Source organism: Pseudomonas vlassakiae (genome assembly GCF_014269035.2).
GTDB lineage: Bacteria > Pseudomonadota > Gammaproteobacteria > Pseudomonadales > Pseudomonadaceae > Aquipseudomonas > Aquipseudomonas vlassakiae.
In genome coordinates this window covers 75,478-91,842 of record NZ_JABWRP020000003.1, presented here as the reverse complement: position 1 = coordinate 91,842, position 16,365 = coordinate 75,478, and the positions used below count along the sequence as shown (strand labels likewise).

Below are 16,365 nucleotides of genomic sequence, written 5' to 3'. Positions count from 1 at the left end.
GGGTCAGGCTTGCTGGCGGTGCTGCTTTTCCAGCTTCTTCTTGATCCGGTCGCGCTTGAGCTGCGACAGGTAGTCGACGAAAAGCTTGCCGTTGAGGTGATCGAATTCGTGCTGCACGCACACCGCCAGCAGGCCTTCGCATTCCAGCTCGAACGGCTTGCCGTCGCGGTCCTGGGCCTTGACCCGCACGCGCAGGGGGCGGTCGACGTTCTCGTAGAAGCCAGGAACCGACAGGCAGCCTTCCTGGTACTGGCCCATGTCGTGGGTCAGTTCTTCGACAGTCGGGTTGATGAACACGCGCGGCTCGCTGCGGTCTTCGCTGAGGTCCATGACCACGACCTGCTGGTGCACGTTGACCTGGGTGGCGGCCAGGCCGATACCAGGGGCCTCGTACATGGTTTCAAACATGTCGTCGATCAGCTGACGCAGGGCGTCGTCAAACACCGTTACCGGTTTGGCAATGGTGCGCAGGCGCGGGTCCGGGAATTCGAGAATGTTCAAGATGGCCATAAGGTCAGGCAGTCACTGTGCGGTCGGTTGAAAACTGAGCACACATAATAAAGGGAAACGGGGATTTCAGCACCTGTGAAAGCTCGGCTAGGGTCTCTATAGGCCTGATAGCCGCCAAATCATGGACAGCTTTTCAAAGTGTTACTCACAAACTTATCCACAGGTTGTGCCACGTAGATGGCCCGCTTTTCGATCAAGGATGATCCCATGCCGATTTACCATTCGTCGAATTACCCACCTGCCGAACTGGAGGCACGGTTGCGCTTGCATCGTCTGCCCGAGACGGGGATGCGACGTTTTCGCACCTTGATCGATGCATTTGGCAGCGCCAGTTCTGCGCTCAGCGCACCCGGCCCCGCCTGGCGCGCGTTAGGCATTCCTCAAGCCACCATCGATGCTCGGCGCAGTGCCGAAGTGCGTGAGGGCGCACTGGCTGCAATGGCCTGGCTAGAGGTTCCGGGCCAGTATTTACTGATGTGGGACGGCCCTGAGTACCCGGCGCTGCTGGCAGAAATCGACGATGCTCCACCGCTGCTTTTCGTGGCGGGCAATCCAGCCCTGCTCGACCGACCTCAACTGGCCATCGTGGGCAGCAGGCGTGCCACACCTCCCGCGCTCGACACCGCCAGGGCATTTTCCCGCTGCCTGACGCAGGCCGGCTTCACCATCACCAGTGGGCTCGCCCTCGGCATCGATGGTGCCGCTCATCGGGCGGCACTGGAGGTCGGAGGAGGTACGATCGCGGTGCTCGGCACAGGCTTGCAAAAACTTTATCCACAGCGCCATCGCGACCTGGCCCGGATGATGATCGACAGGGGCGGCGCACTGGTGTCCGAGTATCCGCTGGACACCGGGCCATTGCCTGGCAACTTCCCGCGGCGCAACCGCATTATCAGCGGCCTGTCGCTTGGCGTGCTGGTGGTCGAGGCCAGCCTTGCCAGTGGCTCGCTTATCACCGCCCGCCTGGCGGCGGAGCAAGGCCGCGAGGTTTACGCGATTCCTGGTTCCATCCACCACCCGGCGGCCAAGGGTTGCCACCAGCTGATCCGTGATGGCGCGCTGCTGGTGGAAAGCGTGGAGCAGATTCTGGAAAGCCTGCGCGGTTGGCAGAATTTGCCGCCAGCGGTTGTGGATAAACCAGAGCATCCGCTGCTTGCCCTGCTGCATGCCGCCCCACAGACTAGCGAGAATCTGGCCCATTTCGGCGACCTGCCGCTGGCCGAGGTGCTGGCGCAACTGACGGAACTGGAGCTTGAAGGCCGGGTCAGCAATGTTGCCGGGCGTTGGTTTGCCCGCGCTGGCTAAGTAAACTGCGCGCAAGCTAAGGTTAATAGGCGGAGAGACGTAAATGGTGAGCAGTTTTCGTGTGCAACAAGCCGCACGTGAGATCCGGGCAGGCGCAGTCATCGCCTACCCGACGGAAGCGGTCTGGGGCCTGGGCTGCGACCCATGGAACGAGGACGCGGTGTATCGCCTGCTGGCGCTGAAATCGCGGCCTGTGGATAAGGGCTTGATCCTGATCGCCGACAACATCCGCCAGTTCGACTTCCTGTTCGAAGATTTTCCCCAGGACTGGATCGATCGCATGGGCAGTACCTGGCCCGGCCCGAACACCTGGCTGGTGCCGCACCAGGACCTGCTGCCGGAGTGGGTGACCGGGCAGCATGACACTGTGGCATTGCGGGTCAGCGATCATCCGCTGGTGCGTGAACTGTGCGCGTTGGTCGGGCCTTTGATTTCCACCTCGTGCAACCCAGGCGGGCGCCCGGCGGCAAAGAGCCGGTTGCGGGTGGAGCAGTACTTCCATGGCCAGCTGGACCTGGTGCTCGGCGGGGCGCTGGGCGGGCGGAAGAATCCGAGCGTGATTCGGAATCTGGCCACTGGCGAGGTTGTTCGGCCGGGTTGATCCCGCTGGCAGTCCTTGGTGATTATTTGGGGCTGCCAGGCTTTCGCCGATGGTGATTTATCGCCTATCAGATCGAGCGCCGCCCGCGCGGCACTCGATCTCACAGGCGCTGAAAACCTCATGGCAAGCACTAATCAAGGCAGCAGAACGGTAGACCCCACAGTCCTGCGCGCCGACAATTCCGCCTGCGCTTTCGCCGCCTCGCTCAACGGATACCGCTGCTGGATATCCACAACCAGCTTGCCACTGCCAATCATCGCAAACAGGTCATCCGCCATGGCCTGGGTGTTCTCGGCATTGTTGGCATAGGTCGCCAACGTCGGCCGGGTCACGTACAGCGAGCCCTTCTGCGCCAGGATCCCAAGATTCACCCCACTCACCGCGCCCGAAGCATTACCGAAGCTCACCATCAAGCCACGTGGGCGCAGGCAGTCCAGCGAGGTCAGCCAGGTGTCAGCGCCAACGCCGTCATACACCACCGGGCACTTGTGCCCATCGGTCAGCTCCAGCACCCGCTTGGCCACGTCCTCGCGGCTGTAGTCGATGGTCGCCCAAGCCCCTAGCGCCTTGGCCCGTTCAGCCTTTTCGGCGGAGCTGACGGTACCGATCAGCTTGGCACCCAGGGCCTTGGCCCACTGGCACGCCAGCGACCCCACGCCACCCGCGGCGGCGTGGAACAAGATCACGTCACCTGGTTTTACCTCATAGGTCTGCTTCAGCAGGTACTGCACGGTCAGCCCCTTGAGCATCACCGCTGCGGCCTGCTCGAAGCTGATGTTGTCGGGCAGCTTGACCAGGTTGGCCTCTGGCAGCGTATGCACCTCGCTGTACGCGCCCAGCGGGCCAGTGCCATAGGCCACGCGGTCGCCGACTTTCAGGCGGGTCACGCCCTCGCCCACGGCTTCGACCACGCCCGCCGCTTCGGTACCCAGGCCAGACGGCAGGGATGGCGGTGCATACAGCCCGCTGCGGAAATAAGTGTCGATGAAGTTCAGGCCGATCGCATGGTTACGCACACGCACCTGCTGCGGCCCCGGTGGGGCAGGCTCGAACTCCACAAGCTGCAGCACTTCCGGGCCGCCATGCTGGCTGAACTGGATACGCTTGGCCATCTCGCACTCCTGTTGTCGGGATCGGGAAAAGGCCTTCTATCGGACGCCTTTGCTTGATCGCCGTCAACTGCGGCGCACGCGCCGGCGGTGGTATGCTACGCGGCGAATTCTTCCATGCCCGTTCCTGGTGACCCGATGACTAGCCGCACCGAGGCCGTGAAAGCCTACCTGCTCGACCTGCAAGACCGCATCTGCTCTGCCCTCGAAGCCGAAGACGGTGGTGCTCGCTTCGTCGAGGATGCCTGGGTGCGCGAAGCCGGTGGCGGTGGCCGCACGCGGGTGATCGGCGACGGCAAGCTGATCGAAAAAGGCGGGGTAAACTTTTCCCACGTGTTCGGCGCCGGCTTGCCGCCGTCGGCCAGTGCCCACCGGCCGGAGCTGGCGGGCCGAGGCTTCGAGGCCTTGGGCGTGTCGCTGGTGATCCACCCGCACAACCCGCATGTGCCGACGTCCCACGCCAATGTGCGCTTCTTCATCGCTGAGAAGGAAGGTGAAGAGGCAGTCTGGTGGTTCGGTGGTGGCTTCGACCTGACCCCCTACTATGGCGTCGAGGAAGACTGCATCCACTGGCACCGCGTGGCCGAACAGGCCTGTGCGCCGTTCGGCGCTGATGTCTACCCGCGCTACAAGGCCTGGTGCGACCGCTACTTCCACCTCAAGCACCGCGGCGAGCCGCGTGGCATCGGCGGGCTGTTCTTCGACGACCTGAACGAGTGGGACTTCGACACCTGCTTCGCCTTCCTGCGCGCCATCGGCGATGCCTATGTCGAGGCCTACCTGCCGATTGTCCAGCGCCGCAAGAACACCCCCTTCACCCCGCAGCAGCGCGAGTTCCAGGAATACCGCCGTGGCCGCTACGTGGAATTCAACCTGGTCTATGACCGTGGCACCCTGTTCGGCCTGCAGTCCGGTGGCCGCACCGAGTCGATCCTCATGTCGCTGCCGCCACAAGTGCGCTGGGGCTACGACTGGAAAGCTGCGCCCGGCAGCGAGGAAGCACGCCTGACCGAATACTTCCTGCAGGATCGCGACTGGCTCGGACAGTAAGCCTGTGGATAAACAAGGAATCGTCATGGACCAGTACGTCGTTTTCGGAAACCCCATCGGCCACAGCAAGTCGCCGTTGATCCACCGCCTGTTTGCCGAACAGACCGGCCAGGATCTTGAATACGCCACCTTGCTGGCACCGCTGGACGAGTTCAGTGATTGCGCGCGCGGCTTCTTCAAGCAAGGCAGCGGCGGCAATGTCACCGTGCCGTTCAAGGAAGAGGCCTACCGCCTGTGCGACAGCCTGACTCCGCGAGCCCAACGTGCAGGTGCGGTGAATACGCTGAGCAAGCTGGCCGACGGCACGCTGCTGGGCGACAACACCGACGGCGCTGGCCTGGTGCGCGACCTGACGGTGAACGCCGGGGTCGAACTGGCCGGCAAGCGCATTCTCATCCTTGGGGCTGGCGGTGCCGTGCGCGGGGTGCTGGAGCCGATCCTGGCGCACCAGCCGCAGTCGCTGGTGATTGCCAACCGTACCGTGGAGAAGGCCGAGCAGCTGGCGCGTGAGTTCGATGAACTGGGGCCGGTGGTGGCCAGTGGGTTTGCCTGGTTGCAGGAGCCGGTAGACGTGATCATCAACGCCACCTCGGCAAGCCTGGCCGGTGAGCTGCCGCCGATTGCCGACAGCCTGGTCGAGGCGGGGCGCACGGTGTGCTACGACATGATGTATGGCAAGACGCCGACACCGTTCTGTCAGTGGGCTGAGAAGCTGGGGGCGGCCAAGGTGTTGGATGGCCTGGGAATGCTGGCTGAGCAGGCGGCGGAGGCCTTCTTGATCTGGCGTGGCGTACGGCCGGATACGGCGCCGGTGCTTGCAGAGCTCCGCCGGCAACTCGCTCGGGGTTGATTACTCCCCAAGGTTGCACAAACCCCCTGTGGGAGCGGGGGGAATGTGCCGGGGCGGTAATCAGAGCTTGGCTTTGACGGCCTCCAGTGCATTGCCATCGGCCTTGGTAGTCACCCCCGCCAACCACTCTTCCAGCCGTTCTGGATGCTGCTTCACCCACGCCTTGGCCGCTTCATCGAAGCTGATCTTCTTATCCACAACCTCGGCCATGATGGTGTTTTCCATGTCCAGGGTGAAATTCAGGTTACTCAGCAACTTCGCCGCATTCGGGCAAGCTTGTGGATAACCTTTGCGGGTCAGCGTGTACACCTCGCCCTTGCTGCCGAACCACTTTTCCCCGCCCGTCAGGTAATGCATCTTCAGCTTCACGTTCATCGGATGCGGCGTCCAGCCGAGGAAGGTGATGAACTGCTGCTTTTTCACCGCGCGGTCAACCTGCGCCAGCATCGCCTGCTCGCTGGACTCCACCAGCTTCCACTGACCCAGGTTGAATTCGTTCTTGTCGATGATTTCTTTCAGCGAGAGGTTGGCGGGTGCGCCGGAGCCGATGCCGTAGAGCTTCTTGTCGAAATGATCGGCATGCTTGTGCAAATCGGCAAAATCCTTCACGCCGGCATTCCATACGTAATCCGGCACGGCCAGGGTGAATTCGGTGCCTTCGAGGTTGCGCGACAGTTGCTGCACATCGCCATTGGCGATGAACTTGTCATGGAAGCCCTGCTGCGCCGGCATCCAGTTGCCAAGAAAGGCATCTACACGGCCATCCTTGAGGCCGCCGTAGATGATCGGCACCGCCAGGCTGTCGATCTTTACCTGGTAGCCCAGGCTTTCCAGCAACAGCCGGGCGATGGCGTTGGTCGAGGCGATGTCGCTCCAGCCGGGGTCGGCCATCCTCACGGTGCTGCATTGTGCGTCGCTGTCGGCGGCGTGGGCCATGGCGGTGGCCAGGCCCAACGGCAGAGCCAGGGCGAATACGACGGTGGAGAACTTGTGCATGTCGGACTCTCTTCTCAATCCAGGGGTGCGGGCTGTGGATAACGTGCCTTGCGCTCGAGGTCGTCGAGATCGATATGGTTGCGCATGTACTGTTGGCTGGCGTCCACCCAGGGTTGGTGGTCCCAGCTGTTCAGCTTGCCGATGGCCAGCGCCTCGGCCACCAGGCGACGGCGGCGTTGGCTGGCCAGCACTTGCTGGCGCAGGCCGGGGATATCCCAGCGCTGGCGTGCTTCATCGACAAATGCCTGCAGCAGCGCCTGGTGGTCCGGGCTGCCGGTGAGGTTCTCCCGCTCGTGCGGGTCGCGGCTCAGGTCATAGAGTAGGCAGGGGTCATCTTCGCTGTACACGAATTTGTGCGGCCCACGGCGGATCATCATCAGTGGGCCGACGGTGCCTTCGGCCATGTACTCGCCGATCACCTCATCGTGGCCGCCCTGCCCTTGCAGGTGGCCGAGCAACGAACGGCCATCCAGTTCAAGGCGGTTATCCACAGCGCCACCGGCCAGTTCCACCAGGGTTGGCAGCAGGTCGCAGGTCGATACCGAGGCTGCGACCCGGCGCGGTGCAAAGCGTTTGGGGGCGTGAACCAGTAGCGGGACACGCGCCGACATCTCGAACCAGTGCATCTTGTACCAGAGCCCACGCTCGCCGAGCATGTCACCATGGTCGCCGGAGAACACGATCAGGGTGTTGTCGCTCAGGTTGCACTCCTCCAAGGTCTGCAAGAGCTGGCCGATGTTGTCATCGATGTAGCTGCAGGCGCCGAAGTAGGCGCGGCGGGCGTCGCGGATCTTGTCCACAGGCAGCGGCTTGTTCCACAGGTCGTAGACCTTGAGCAGGCGTTGCGAATGCGGGTCGAGTTCGGTCTGGCTGAATTCGGCGCGGGGCATCGGGATATCCACAGCCTCGTAGCGATCCCAGTAGCGCTTGGGGATGGTGTACGGGTCGTGCGGATGGGTCATGGACACGGTGAGGCAGAACGGCCGGCCATCGTTTTCGCGCACATGATCGTATAGGTACTGGCGCGCCTTGAAGACGACTTCCTCGTCGAAATCCAGCTGGTTGGTACGCACGCAGGGCCCGGCTTGCAGCACCGAGGACATGTTGTGGTACCAGCTCGGGCGCACGTCTGGCTCATCCCAGTTCACCGCCCAGCCATAATCGGCGGGGTAAATGTCGCTGGTCAGGCGCTCCTCGTAGCCGTGCAGCTGGTCCGGACCACAGAAGTGCATCTTGCCCGACAATGCGGTGCGATAGCCCAGGCGGCGCAGGTAGTGTGCATAAGTCGGCACGTCGGCAGGGAAATCGGCCGCGTTGTCGTAGGCTCCAATGCGACTCGGCAGCTGGCCGCTGACCAGGGTGAAGCGTGACGGTGCACAGAGTGGGCTGTTGCAGTAGGCAGCGTCGAACACCACTGCCTGCTCGGCGAGGCGCTTGAGGTGGGGCATCTGGATCGGCGAGGGGCCGTAGATCGGCAGCAAGGGCGCGGCCATCTGGTCGGCCATGATGAACAGGATATTCGGGCGCGTCATGGTAGCTTCCATCGTTCAGGGTTATGCGAACCGCTTGCCTACCAAGATGCGACTGTGGATAACATGGGTAAAGCCCATGGCGGGCAATGTCTGGGATTAGCTGAACTTATGTTTGAGCACCTTGCCGAGTTGTCGCTGGATACCTTGCGCGTGTTCGAGGCTGCGGCGCGCTTGCGTGGCTTTACCGCAGCGGCGCTGGAACTGGGCACTACGCAGCCGGCGGTGAGCCAGCAGGTGAAGCGCCTGGAGGCACAGCTGGGCACACGGTTGTTCGACCGGATATACCGCGGTATTGAGCTGACCGAAGCGGGCCAGTTGCTTTTCGAGCAGGTGCATCTGGGCCTGCAGGCGATGGATGACGGCATTGCCCAGGCCAGCGGGCGCGGCCAGCGTGAGGTGTTGCAAGTGGCCACCGACTTTGCGTTCGCGGCGTTCTGGCTGATGCCCCGGCTGCAGCGCTTTCATGAAGCTTATCCACAGGTCGACGTGAGTTTGGTGACCGGTGAGCGCAGCCAGGGAATGCTGCGCCCGGATATCGATGTGGCGGTGCTGTTTGGTGATGGGCGTTTCCATCAAGGCGAGAGCCGCTGGTTGTTCGATGAAGAAGTTTTCCCGGTCTGCAGCCCTCGGCTGATCCATGGCAAACCCTTGTCGGCCGTGGCTTTGCAACGATTGCCGCTGCTCCATTTGCGCGGTGAGCAGGCCAGCCGCTGGTTTGACTGGGCGGGGGTGTTTCGTGGCTTTGGCGTGGCCAGCCCAGCACCGCCGGGGCAGTTGCGGTTCGATAACTACACCTTGCTGATCCAGGCGGCGATTGCCGGGCAAGGCGTGGCGATTGGCTGGCGGCACCTGGTGGATGGGCTGGTGGAGCAAGGGTTGCTATGCCGGCCGTTGGCGGGAAGTTTGCGCTCGACGCGGGGCTATTACGCGGTGCTGCCGCCGCGTAAACGGCGTGGGGCGTTGATCGAGCGGTTTGTTGATTGGCTGGAGCAGGAGCGAGGCCAATAGCGGCGCGTTCGGCGTATAGTCTTGCGGACTGTCAGGATTCAGGAGTTATCGTGCAGCGGATCAAGGGCTACCACGCCCACGTTTATTACGACGCCTCGACCATCGAGCAGGCCCGTGAACTCTGCGAGGAGGCAGCGCGGCTGTTTCCCGTGACCATGGGGCGCATGCACCAGAAACCGGTCGGCCCGCACCCGGACTGGAGCTGCCAGCTGGCTTTCGAGCCGGAGTTCGTGGGGGTGATATTGCCTTGGCTGGCGCTGTATCGGAAGGGCCTGGTGGTGTTTCTGCATCCGCTGACCGGGGATGAACTGGCGGATCACCGGGATCATGCGATCTGGATGGGCGCTGTGCGGCCGCTGGATCTGTCGATCTTCGGGGGCTAGGACACTATCGCCTTTAACGGCCTGCTTAGCGGGTGAACCCGCGAAGCAGGCGACGCGGTTCAGCGACGGGCGCAGCGCACGCCTTCAGCCAGTGCCGAGCACAGGCTCAATACATCGTTCACTGCCTGAGCTGGCGCTTTGGCCTGGGCAATCTTGTCGACCAGCGCCGAACCTACCACCACACCATCGGCCAGGCGTGCGATCGCAGCGGCCTGCTCCGGTGTACGAATACCGAAACCAACGCTGATCGGCAGGTCGGTATGCCGACGCAGGCGGGCAATCGCCTCGGTCACGTGTTCGGTAGTCGCGGAACCGGCACCGGTCACACCCGCCACCGACACGTAGTAGACAAACCCGGAGCTGCGCTCCAGCACGCGTGGCAGGCGTGCATCGTCGGTGGTCGGGGTGGTCAGGCGGATGAAGTCGATGCCTGCGGCCTGGGCCGGGGTGGCCAGTTCGGCGTCGTGCTCAGGTGGCAGGTCGACGATGATCAGGCCATCTACCCCGGCTTCCTTGGCTTCGGCGACGAACCTGGCCACACCGAAGCGGTGGATCGGGTTGTAGTAACCCATCAGCACGATCGGCGTAGTGTGGTTATCCACACGGAATTCGCGAACCATCTGCAGGGTCTTGGCCAGGGTCTGGCCGGCTTCCAGGGCCCGCAGGGTAGCGAGCTGGATGGCCACGCCATCGGCCATCGGGTCGGTGAAAGGCATGCCCAGTTCGATCACATCGGCACCCGCTGCCGGCAGGCCCTTGAGGATCTGCAGCGAAGCCTCATAACCTGGGTCGCCAGCCGTGACGAAGGTGACCAGCGCGGAGCGGCCTTCGGCCTTCAGCTCGGCGAAGCGTTGTTCAAGACGGCTCATGCCTGTTTCTCCTGGGCTGCCATGTGGTTCATCACGGTTTGCATGTCTTTGTCGCCGCGGCCGGACAGGCAGATCACCATCAGGTGATCCTTGGGCAGTTTCGGTGCGCGCTTGATCGCTTCGGCCAGGGCATGGGAGCTTTCCAGTGCCGGAATGATGCCTTCCAGGCGGCAGGTGGCATGGAACGCATCCAGTGCTTCGTCGTCGGTGATGCTGACGTACTCGACGCGCTTCACTTCGTGCAGGTAGGCGTGCTCAGGGCCGATGCCCGGGTAGTCGAGGCCGGCGGAAATCGAGTGGGCGTCGGTGATCTGGCCGTCCTCGTCCTGCAGCAGGTAGGTGCGGTTGCCGTGCAGCACACCCGGTACGCCGCCGTTCAGGCTGGCAGCGTGCTTGTCGGTGTGCACGCCGTGGCCGCCGGCTTCGACGCCGATGATCTGCACGCTCGGTTCTTCGAGGAATTCATGGAACAGGCCCATGGCGTTGGAGCCACCGCCGACGCAGGCGATCAGGCTGTCTGGCAGGCGGCCTTCCTTCTCTTGCAGCTGGGCGCGGGTTTCCTTGCCGATGATCGACTGGAAGTCGCGGACCATCGCCGGGTACGGGTGCGGGCCGGCCACGGTGCCGATCAGGTAGAAGGTGTCGTCGACGTTGGTGACCCAGTCGCGCAGGGCCTCGTTCATGGCGTCTTTCAGGGTGCCGGTGCCGGCAGTCACCGGGACGATCTCGGCGCCCAGCAGCTTCATGCGGAACACGTTGGCCTGCTGGCGCTCGATGTCGGTGGCGCCCATGTAGATCACGCAAGGCAGGCCGAAGCGCGCCGCCACGGTGGCGGTGGCCACGCCGTGCATGCCAGCGCCGGTTTCGGCGATCAGGCGCTTCTTGCCCATGCGCTTGGCCAGCAACACCTGGCCAATGCAGTTGTTCACCTTGTGCGCGCCGGTGTGGTTGAGTTCTTCACGCTTGAAGAAGATCTTCGCGCCACCACAGTGCTCGGTCAGGCGTTCGGCGAAATACAGCGGGTTCGGTCGGCCGATGTAGTCGCGTTGGAAGTAGGCCAGTTCCTCGAGGAACTTCGGGTCGGCCTTGGCCGCTTCGTATTCACGGGCCAGGTCGAGCACCAGCGGCATCAGCGTTTCAGCCACGTAGCGGCCACCGAACGAGCCGAACAGGCCGTTGGCATCCGGGCCGGGGCGGTATTGGGACTGGGTCATGGGGCGCTCCAGGGCGTGATCAATGAGTGATGGGCTTTACTGTAACCACGGCAAGCCCGGCTGAAAACCGATAAGATTGCGCAAACTTGTCAAAAAAACTCACAGGTAAAATGGCCCACGACCTCCCTCCCCTCAACGCCCTGCGCGCCTTTGAGGCCACTGCCAGGCTCAACAGCGTCAGCCAGGCGGCCGAGGCGCTGCACGTTACCCATGGCGCTGTCAGCCGGCAGATCAAGGTGCTTGAAGAGCACCTCGGCGTGGCTCTGTTCGTCAAGGACGGGCGTGGCATCAAACTCACAGATGCCGGCATCCGCCTGCGCGATGCCAGCGGCGAGGCATTCGACCGCTTGCGCAGCGTATGCGCCGAGTTGAGCCGGGATGTGAGCGAGGCACCGTTCGTGCTGGGCTGTTCCGGCAGCCTGCTGGCGCGCTGGTTCATCCCCCGCCTGGGGCGGTTGAAGGCTGACCTGCCCGAGCTGCGCCTGCATCTGTCGGCGGGTGAAGGTGACCTCGATCCGCGCCGCCCTGGGCTGGATGCGTTGCTGGTATACGCCGAACCGCCATGGCCAGCGGACATGCAGGTCCACGTGCTGGCACAGGAGCGTATCGGCCCGGTGCTGAGCCCGCACTTCGCCGGCTTCGACCGCTTGCAAGCGGCACCCGCCAAAGCCTTGCTGGACGAAGCCCTGCTGCACACCACCTCGCGCCCGCAGGCCTGGCCCACCTGGGCTGCTGAGCAGGGCATCGAGGTTGGGGCTTTGAAGTATGGTCAGGCGTTCGAACACCTGTATTACTTGCTGGAAGCGGCAGTTGCCGGCCTAGGGGTGGCGATCGCCCCACAGCCCCTGGTTGCCGACGATCTGCGAGCGGGGCGTTTGAGCGCACCGTGGGGCTTTTCGCCGACGCCGGCCGCGTTGGCGTTGTGGGTGCCTCGGCGCGCCGCGGACGGGCGCGCCGAGCAACTGGCGCAGTGGCTACGTGCCGAGCTGGCCAGGCAGAGCGCTTAGTTGCGCTTGCACAGCAGGTACGCTGCCAACAGGCCAAGTGCACCGATGGCAACGCCTGCGGTGGTGTACGGGTGCTCCTGGGCGTAGTCGCGGGTGGCGATTCCGGTCTGGCGGGTGCGCTCCTTCACTTCCTCATAGGCATCGCTGATCAGGCTGCGCGAATGACGCAGCGCGCTTTCGGCATTGCTGCGCATCGCCTTCACTGACTTCTGGGTTTCCTCGGACGCATCGTGCTTCAGGTTCTCCAGGCTTTTCAGGAGGCTTTCAATCTCTGCTTCCATGCTCTCCAGGGACGTTTTACGCAGCGAGTTGCGGGGCATGTTGACTCTCCTTTGCAGTATGGACTGTAAGGATTGCGACTCCTGAGCGGCTGGAAAGTGCGATCGAACTTTACCGAACGGCAGCGGCTCGCAGGTAAACCGGGCTTGCGCTGCTAGGCTCATTATCACTGTCACTCAGGAGAGCGTTCATGACCGATCATCACACTTACAAGAAGATCGAGCTGGTGGGTTCGTCGCCCACCAGCATCGAAGAAGCGATCAACAATGCATTGGCCGAAGCTGGCAAGAGCATCAAGCACCTGGAATGGTTCGAAGTGGTCGATACCCGTGGCCACATCCGCGACAACAAGGCGGCGCACTTCCAGGTCACGCTGAAGGTTGGCTTCCGCATCGCCAACAGCTGAAACATTCCTGGGCTGGAACAGCCCGGCGTGATGGCGTTATAACACCGGAGGGCGCCTTGGCGGCGCCCTTCTGGTCTTTCTCATCTGTACAAGGAATGCGATCGATGAAGAAACTGATGCTGGCGGTGGGTTTGATGGTACTGGCAGGTGGGGCAATGGCCGCTGGCAAACCCTGTGAAGAACTCAAGGCCGAGATCGCCTCGAAGCTCGATGCCAAGGGTGTGAAGGGTTACAAGCTGGAGATCGTAAACAAGGGCGAGCCGGCTGGCAAGGTGGTTGGCAGCTGTGAAGCGGGTCGCAAGGAAATCGTCTACCGCCGTAGCTGATGCGTTCGATTCTTCGCGGGCACGCCCGCACCCACAGGTGCTGCGCAGGCCTTGATGGCGACGCTATGCCTGTGGGAGCGGGCATGCCCGCGAAGAAGCTCACTCGGACTTGAGGGCCTGCGCCATCAGCTCATAGGACCGAATCCGGTCCGCGTGCTCATACAAATCACAGGTAAAGATCAGCTCATCCGCCCCGGTCTGCTCCAGGAGCACTTCGACCTTGGCCCGCACCTTCTGCGGGCTGCCGATCATCGCCAGGCCCAGGAAACTTGCCACGGCATCGCGCTCATGGGGCAGCCATAGCCCGTCCATGCTCGGTACAGGCGGTTTCTGCATCAGGCTCTGGCCACGGATCAGCGCCAGGATGCGCTGATACACCGAGGTAGCCAGGTATTCGGCCTTTTCGTCGGTTTCCGCCACCACCATCGGAATCCCCAGCATCACATAGGGCTTGTCCAGCGTGGTCGACGGCTTGAAGTGGTCGCGATAGATGCGGATCGCCTCGTGCATGTAGCGCGGCGCGAAATGCGAGGCAAAGGCGTACGGCATGCCGCGCATGCCGGCCAGCTGGGCGCTGAACAGGCTCGAACCGAGCAGCCACAGGGGCACGTCGGTGTCATGGCCGGGCACAGCGATCACCTTCTGATCATCGGTGCGCGGGCCAAGGTAACGCGAGAGCTCCTCGACATCATCCGGGAAGTCATCGGCGCTGCCGGCGCGGTCACGGCGCAGGGCGTAGGCGGTCATCTGGTCGGAACCTGGCGCCCGGCCCAGGCCCAGGTCGATTCGCCCCGGATACAGGCTGGCCAAGGTGCCGAACTGCTCGGCGATCACCAGCGGCGCATGGTTGGGCAGCATGATGCCGCCGGAGCCTACGCGAATGGTCGACGTGCCGCCGGCAAGGTAGCCGATCAGTACCGAGGTGGCCGAGCTGGCGATGCCGTCCATGTTGTGGTGTTCGGCCACCCAGAAGCGGTTGTAGCCGAACCGCTCGACATGCCGGGCCAGGTCCAGCGAGTTGTGCAGCGATTGCGCCGGGCCTTGGTCGGCGCGCACCGGCACCAGGTCGAGGGTGGATATCTTCAGGTCACGCAGCTGCGTCATTGGAGCCTCCGCAAGAGTGGTTGGCCCGGAGGCCTTTCAGACTCTGTATGGGCACATTCGCCGGATTCAATGCTCACAGTGCGATTGCTCTGAACTTGATGTAGGACGCTGGCCTCGAAAACCTAGGTAAATCACCCTATGACCCGGAGGCATCATGAAAAAGACAGCATCGGCGATCTGGCAAGGCGGTCTGAAGGATGGCAAAGGCCTGCTTTCTACCGAAAGCGGCGCACTCAAGCAGAACCCTTATGGTTTCAACACCCGTTTCGAGGGCGCGCCGGGGACCAACCCGGAAGAGCTGATCGGCGCAGCCCATGCCGGTTGCTTCTCGATGGCGCTGTCGATGATGCTCGGCGAGGCAGGGTTCACCGCCGAACGCATCGACACCACCGCCGAAGTCACGTTGGACAAACAACCCGACGGCTTTGCCATCACCGCCGTGCACCTGATCCTCAAGGCCAAGGTGCCGGGTGCCGATGAGGCGCAGTTCCTCGAAATCGCCAACAAGGCCAAGGCGGGTTGCCCGGTGTCGAAAGTGCTCAATGCGAAGATCAGCCTGGACGCTGCATTGGTGGGCTAGGCGGCGCAACGGCGGCGGTTTGCTGTAGTCTAAACAGCGTCGGCAGCGCTGCTGCCCTACCAGGAGCCGTTCCATGATTCGCGTAGCAATCGCCATGCTGGCTTCACTTGTGGCCACTTCTGCATTGGCGGCGGTAAAACCGTGCGAAGAACTCAAGGCGGAGATCGAAGCCAAGATCCAGGCCCAGGGTGTGACGTCCTACACGCTGGAAATCGTGCCCAACAGTGAGGTCAAGGATCAGAACATGATCGTCGGCAGCTGTGATGCCGGGACGAAGAAGATCATTTACCAGAAGAATGATCGATAAATGATTGGGGCCGCGATGCGGCCCCAATGCTTACGGGATGCAGAACACGTCGCTCGGCTCGTTCACCACCACCTTGCGGCTTGCGTCGTAGAGCAGCACCTGCGGGTCCATCACCGGTGCCCGCGCCTCCAGGCGATAACGCTCACCGGCCTTGAAGTCGTCGAAGCGCACCGTCAGGTAGCAGGTCCGCTCCTTGGGGCTGGTCAGCATGCCGCCGGCATAGATTTCATAGTCGAACCGCACCACCAGTTCATGCTTGCCTGGGGTCAGCTGGAAGTAGCGGCCGTCGTCCAGGCGCTGGCCGTCAAGGCGGTCGGCCATGAGTATGCGGCCAGGGGTGACAGTGTAGAGATCGACCCAGGCCTTGGCGGGGTCGACGGGTGGCAAGGGGCTGGCGCAGGCCCCCAGGGCACTGAGAGCGATCAGCATCATGGGCTGGCGCATGGCAAAACTCCCACTCGCGATACACGAGTTACAAGCATAGCGCCGTTTGTGCGTTTCAGGTGCGTTGGCAACCCGCTGGCAGGCCCTGGCCGAGCAGTTTCTGCTGGTGGTCGTACAGCTTGATCCAGGGGCGGAAGCCGATGCTGCCGGCTTGCAGCTGGTAGCGCTGCCCGGCGCTGAAGTCCTTGAAGGTCAGCTTGACCTGGCAATCACGCCACAATGGCGCGTCAACCGGGCCGATGTTGCTCGGCGCGACCGGGAACTGATAGCGCACGGTCAGCTCGTGGCTGCCGGGCGGCACCTCGAAATAGCGAGTGTCAGCCCAGTCGCGCTCGTCCACCTGCTTGGCGTCCAGCGAAGCTTCGTCATAGGGGGTCAGATCGACCCAGGCCAGATTCGGGTCTGGGTCCGGCAGGGTTGAACAGGCAGAAACCAGCAGCAGTGAGCCGGCGACCAACAGTGCACGCATGGCGAAACTCCCCCTC

21 protein-coding genes are annotated in these 16,365 nt (G+C 63.0%); 11 read left to right on the top strand and 10 right to left on the bottom strand.

Annotated features, from left to right (window positions below):
• Positions 1-3: 3 nt before the first annotated feature.
• Positions 4-510 (bottom strand): peptide deformylase, encoded by a 507-nt coding sequence (gene def, locus HU738_RS04705; RefSeq protein ID WP_054884415.1) that lies wholly within the window; start codon positions 508-510, stop codon positions 4-6.
• A 207-nt stretch (positions 511-717) separates the two neighbouring features.
• Between def and dprA the strand changes: the two genes are divergently transcribed.
• Both dprA and tsaC read left to right on the top strand, forming a co-directional pair.
• A complete protein-coding gene (gene dprA, locus HU738_RS04700) occupies positions 718-1,815 on the top strand; it encodes a DNA-processing protein DprA (protein ID WP_186601644.1) in 1,098 nt (365 codons plus the stop codon).
• A 43-nt stretch (positions 1,816-1,858) separates the two neighbouring features.
• Positions 1,859-2,416, top strand: a complete 558-nt coding sequence (gene tsaC, locus HU738_RS04695) for an L-threonylcarbamoyladenylate synthase type 1 TsaC (protein WP_176508443.1) — start codon at positions 1,859-1,861, stop codon at positions 2,414-2,416.
• 134 nt (positions 2,417-2,550) lie between these two features.
• On the opposite strand, the gene HU738_RS04690 is transcribed toward tsaC, so the two are convergent.
• Entirely contained in the window at positions 2,551-3,528 is a 978-nt protein-coding gene (locus tag HU738_RS04690) for an NADPH:quinone reductase (protein ID WP_186601569.1), read from the bottom strand.
• Between the two features lie 135 nt (positions 3,529-3,663).
• Here HU738_RS04690 and hemF point away from each other — a divergent pair, with 135 nt between their 5' ends.
• Together hemF and aroE are read left to right on the top strand one after the other, a co-directional pair.
• A complete protein-coding gene (gene hemF, locus HU738_RS04685) occupies positions 3,664-4,575 on the top strand; it encodes an oxygen-dependent coproporphyrinogen oxidase (RefSeq protein WP_060483844.1) in 912 nt (303 codons plus the stop codon).
• A gap of 25 nt (positions 4,576-4,600) precedes the next feature.
• Positions 4,601-5,425 carry a shikimate dehydrogenase gene (gene aroE / locus HU738_RS04680; RefSeq protein ID WP_186601570.1) on the top strand — a complete coding sequence of 275 codons (825 nt, stop codon included), beginning with the start codon at positions 4,601-4,603 and terminating at the stop codon, positions 5,423-5,425.
• Between the two features lie 60 nt (positions 5,426-5,485).
• Here aroE and choX read toward each other — a convergent pair whose 3' ends face one another.
• Both choX and betC read right to left on the bottom strand, forming a co-directional pair.
• Positions 5,486-6,421 (bottom strand): choline ABC transporter substrate-binding protein, encoded by a 936-nt coding sequence (gene choX, locus HU738_RS04675; RefSeq protein ID WP_186601571.1) that lies wholly within the window; start codon positions 6,419-6,421, stop codon positions 5,486-5,488.
• A gap of 14 nt (positions 6,422-6,435) precedes the next feature.
• On the bottom strand, positions 6,436-7,953 hold the full coding sequence (gene betC, locus HU738_RS04670) for a choline-sulfatase (protein ID WP_176508439.1): 1,518 nt from the start codon (positions 7,951-7,953) through the stop codon (positions 6,436-6,438).
• Positions 7,954-8,061: 108 nt separating this feature from the next.
• On the opposite strand from betC, the gene HU738_RS04665 reads away from it, so the two are divergent.
• Positions 8,062-8,961: a choline sulfate utilization transcriptional regulator gene (locus HU738_RS04665; RefSeq protein ID WP_186601572.1), complete on the top strand. Its 900-nt coding sequence runs from the start codon at positions 8,062-8,064 to the stop codon at positions 8,959-8,961.
• A 50-nt stretch (positions 8,962-9,011) separates the two neighbouring features.
• Positions 9,012-9,344 carry a DOPA 4,5-dioxygenase family protein gene (locus tag HU738_RS04660; protein WP_186601573.1) on the top strand — a complete coding sequence of 111 codons (333 nt, stop codon included), beginning with the start codon at positions 9,012-9,014 and terminating at the stop codon, positions 9,342-9,344.
• 59 nt (positions 9,345-9,403) lie between these two features.
• On the opposite strand, the gene trpA is transcribed toward HU738_RS04660, so the two are convergent.
• Together trpA and trpB are read right to left on the bottom strand one after the other, a co-directional pair.
• Positions 9,404-10,213 carry a tryptophan synthase subunit alpha gene (gene trpA, locus HU738_RS04655; RefSeq protein WP_186601574.1) on the bottom strand — a complete coding sequence of 270 codons (810 nt, stop codon included), beginning with the start codon at positions 10,211-10,213 and terminating at the stop codon, positions 9,404-9,406.
• Positions 10,210-11,427: a tryptophan synthase subunit beta gene (gene trpB / locus HU738_RS04650; RefSeq protein WP_110743523.1), complete on the bottom strand. Its 1,218-nt coding sequence runs from the start codon at positions 11,425-11,427 to the stop codon at positions 10,210-10,212. Before trpB ends, trpA begins: the two co-directional genes overlap by 4 nt.
• Before the next feature lie 110 nt (positions 11,428-11,537).
• Here trpB and HU738_RS04645 point away from each other — a divergent pair, with 110 nt between their 5' ends.
• Positions 11,538-12,434 (top strand): LysR family transcriptional regulator, encoded by an 897-nt coding sequence (locus tag HU738_RS04645; RefSeq protein WP_186601575.1) that lies wholly within the window; start codon positions 11,538-11,540, stop codon positions 12,432-12,434.
• Here HU738_RS04645 and HU738_RS04640 read toward each other — a convergent pair.
• On the bottom strand, positions 12,431-12,754 hold the full coding sequence (locus HU738_RS04640) for an ElaB/YgaM/YqjD family protein (protein ID WP_054884402.1): 324 nt from the start codon (positions 12,752-12,754) through the stop codon (positions 12,431-12,433). The two genes, HU738_RS04645 and HU738_RS04640, sit on opposite strands and share 4 nt — an antisense overlap.
• Before the next feature lie 149 nt (positions 12,755-12,903).
• Between HU738_RS04640 and HU738_RS04635 the strand changes: the two genes are divergently transcribed.
• Positions 12,904-13,119 carry a dodecin gene (locus HU738_RS04635; RefSeq protein ID WP_003253076.1) on the top strand — a complete coding sequence of 72 codons (216 nt, stop codon included), beginning with the start codon at positions 12,904-12,906 and terminating at the stop codon, positions 13,117-13,119.
• 104 nt (positions 13,120-13,223) lie between these two features.
• Positions 13,224-13,445, top strand: a complete 222-nt coding sequence (locus HU738_RS04630) for a DUF1161 domain-containing protein (RefSeq protein WP_186601576.1) — start codon at positions 13,224-13,226, stop codon at positions 13,443-13,445.
• A 99-nt stretch (positions 13,446-13,544) separates the two neighbouring features.
• Here HU738_RS04630 and HU738_RS04625 read toward each other — a convergent pair whose 3' ends face one another.
• Positions 13,545-14,549, bottom strand: a complete 1,005-nt coding sequence (locus HU738_RS04625; RefSeq protein ID WP_186601577.1) for an LLM class flavin-dependent oxidoreductase — start codon at positions 14,547-14,549, stop codon at positions 13,545-13,547.
• Between the two features lie 154 nt (positions 14,550-14,703).
• Here HU738_RS04625 and HU738_RS04620 point away from each other — a divergent pair, with 154 nt between their 5' ends.
• Together HU738_RS04620 and HU738_RS04615 are read left to right on the top strand one after the other, a co-directional pair.
• Positions 14,704-15,129: an OsmC family protein gene (locus HU738_RS04620; RefSeq protein ID WP_054884399.1), complete on the top strand. Its 426-nt coding sequence runs from the start codon at positions 14,704-14,706 to the stop codon at positions 15,127-15,129.
• A gap of 73 nt (positions 15,130-15,202) precedes the next feature.
• Positions 15,203-15,436, top strand: a complete 234-nt coding sequence (locus HU738_RS04615) for a DUF1161 domain-containing protein (protein ID WP_186601578.1) — start codon at positions 15,203-15,205, stop codon at positions 15,434-15,436.
• 30 nt (positions 15,437-15,466) lie between these two features.
• Here HU738_RS04615 and HU738_RS04610 read toward each other — a convergent pair whose 3' ends face one another.
• Together HU738_RS04610 and HU738_RS04605 are read right to left on the bottom strand one after the other, a co-directional pair.
• A complete protein-coding gene (locus HU738_RS04610) occupies positions 15,467-15,880 on the bottom strand; it encodes a PA0061/PA0062 family lipoprotein (RefSeq protein WP_054884397.1) in 414 nt (137 codons plus the stop codon).
• A gap of 55 nt (positions 15,881-15,935) precedes the next feature.
• The gene (locus HU738_RS04605) at positions 15,936-16,349 is read right to left on the bottom strand and encodes a PA0061/PA0062 family lipoprotein (protein WP_176508431.1); all 414 of its coding nucleotides are present in this window, start codon (positions 16,347-16,349) and stop codon (positions 15,936-15,938) included.
• Positions 16,350-16,365: the final 16 nt, after the last annotated feature.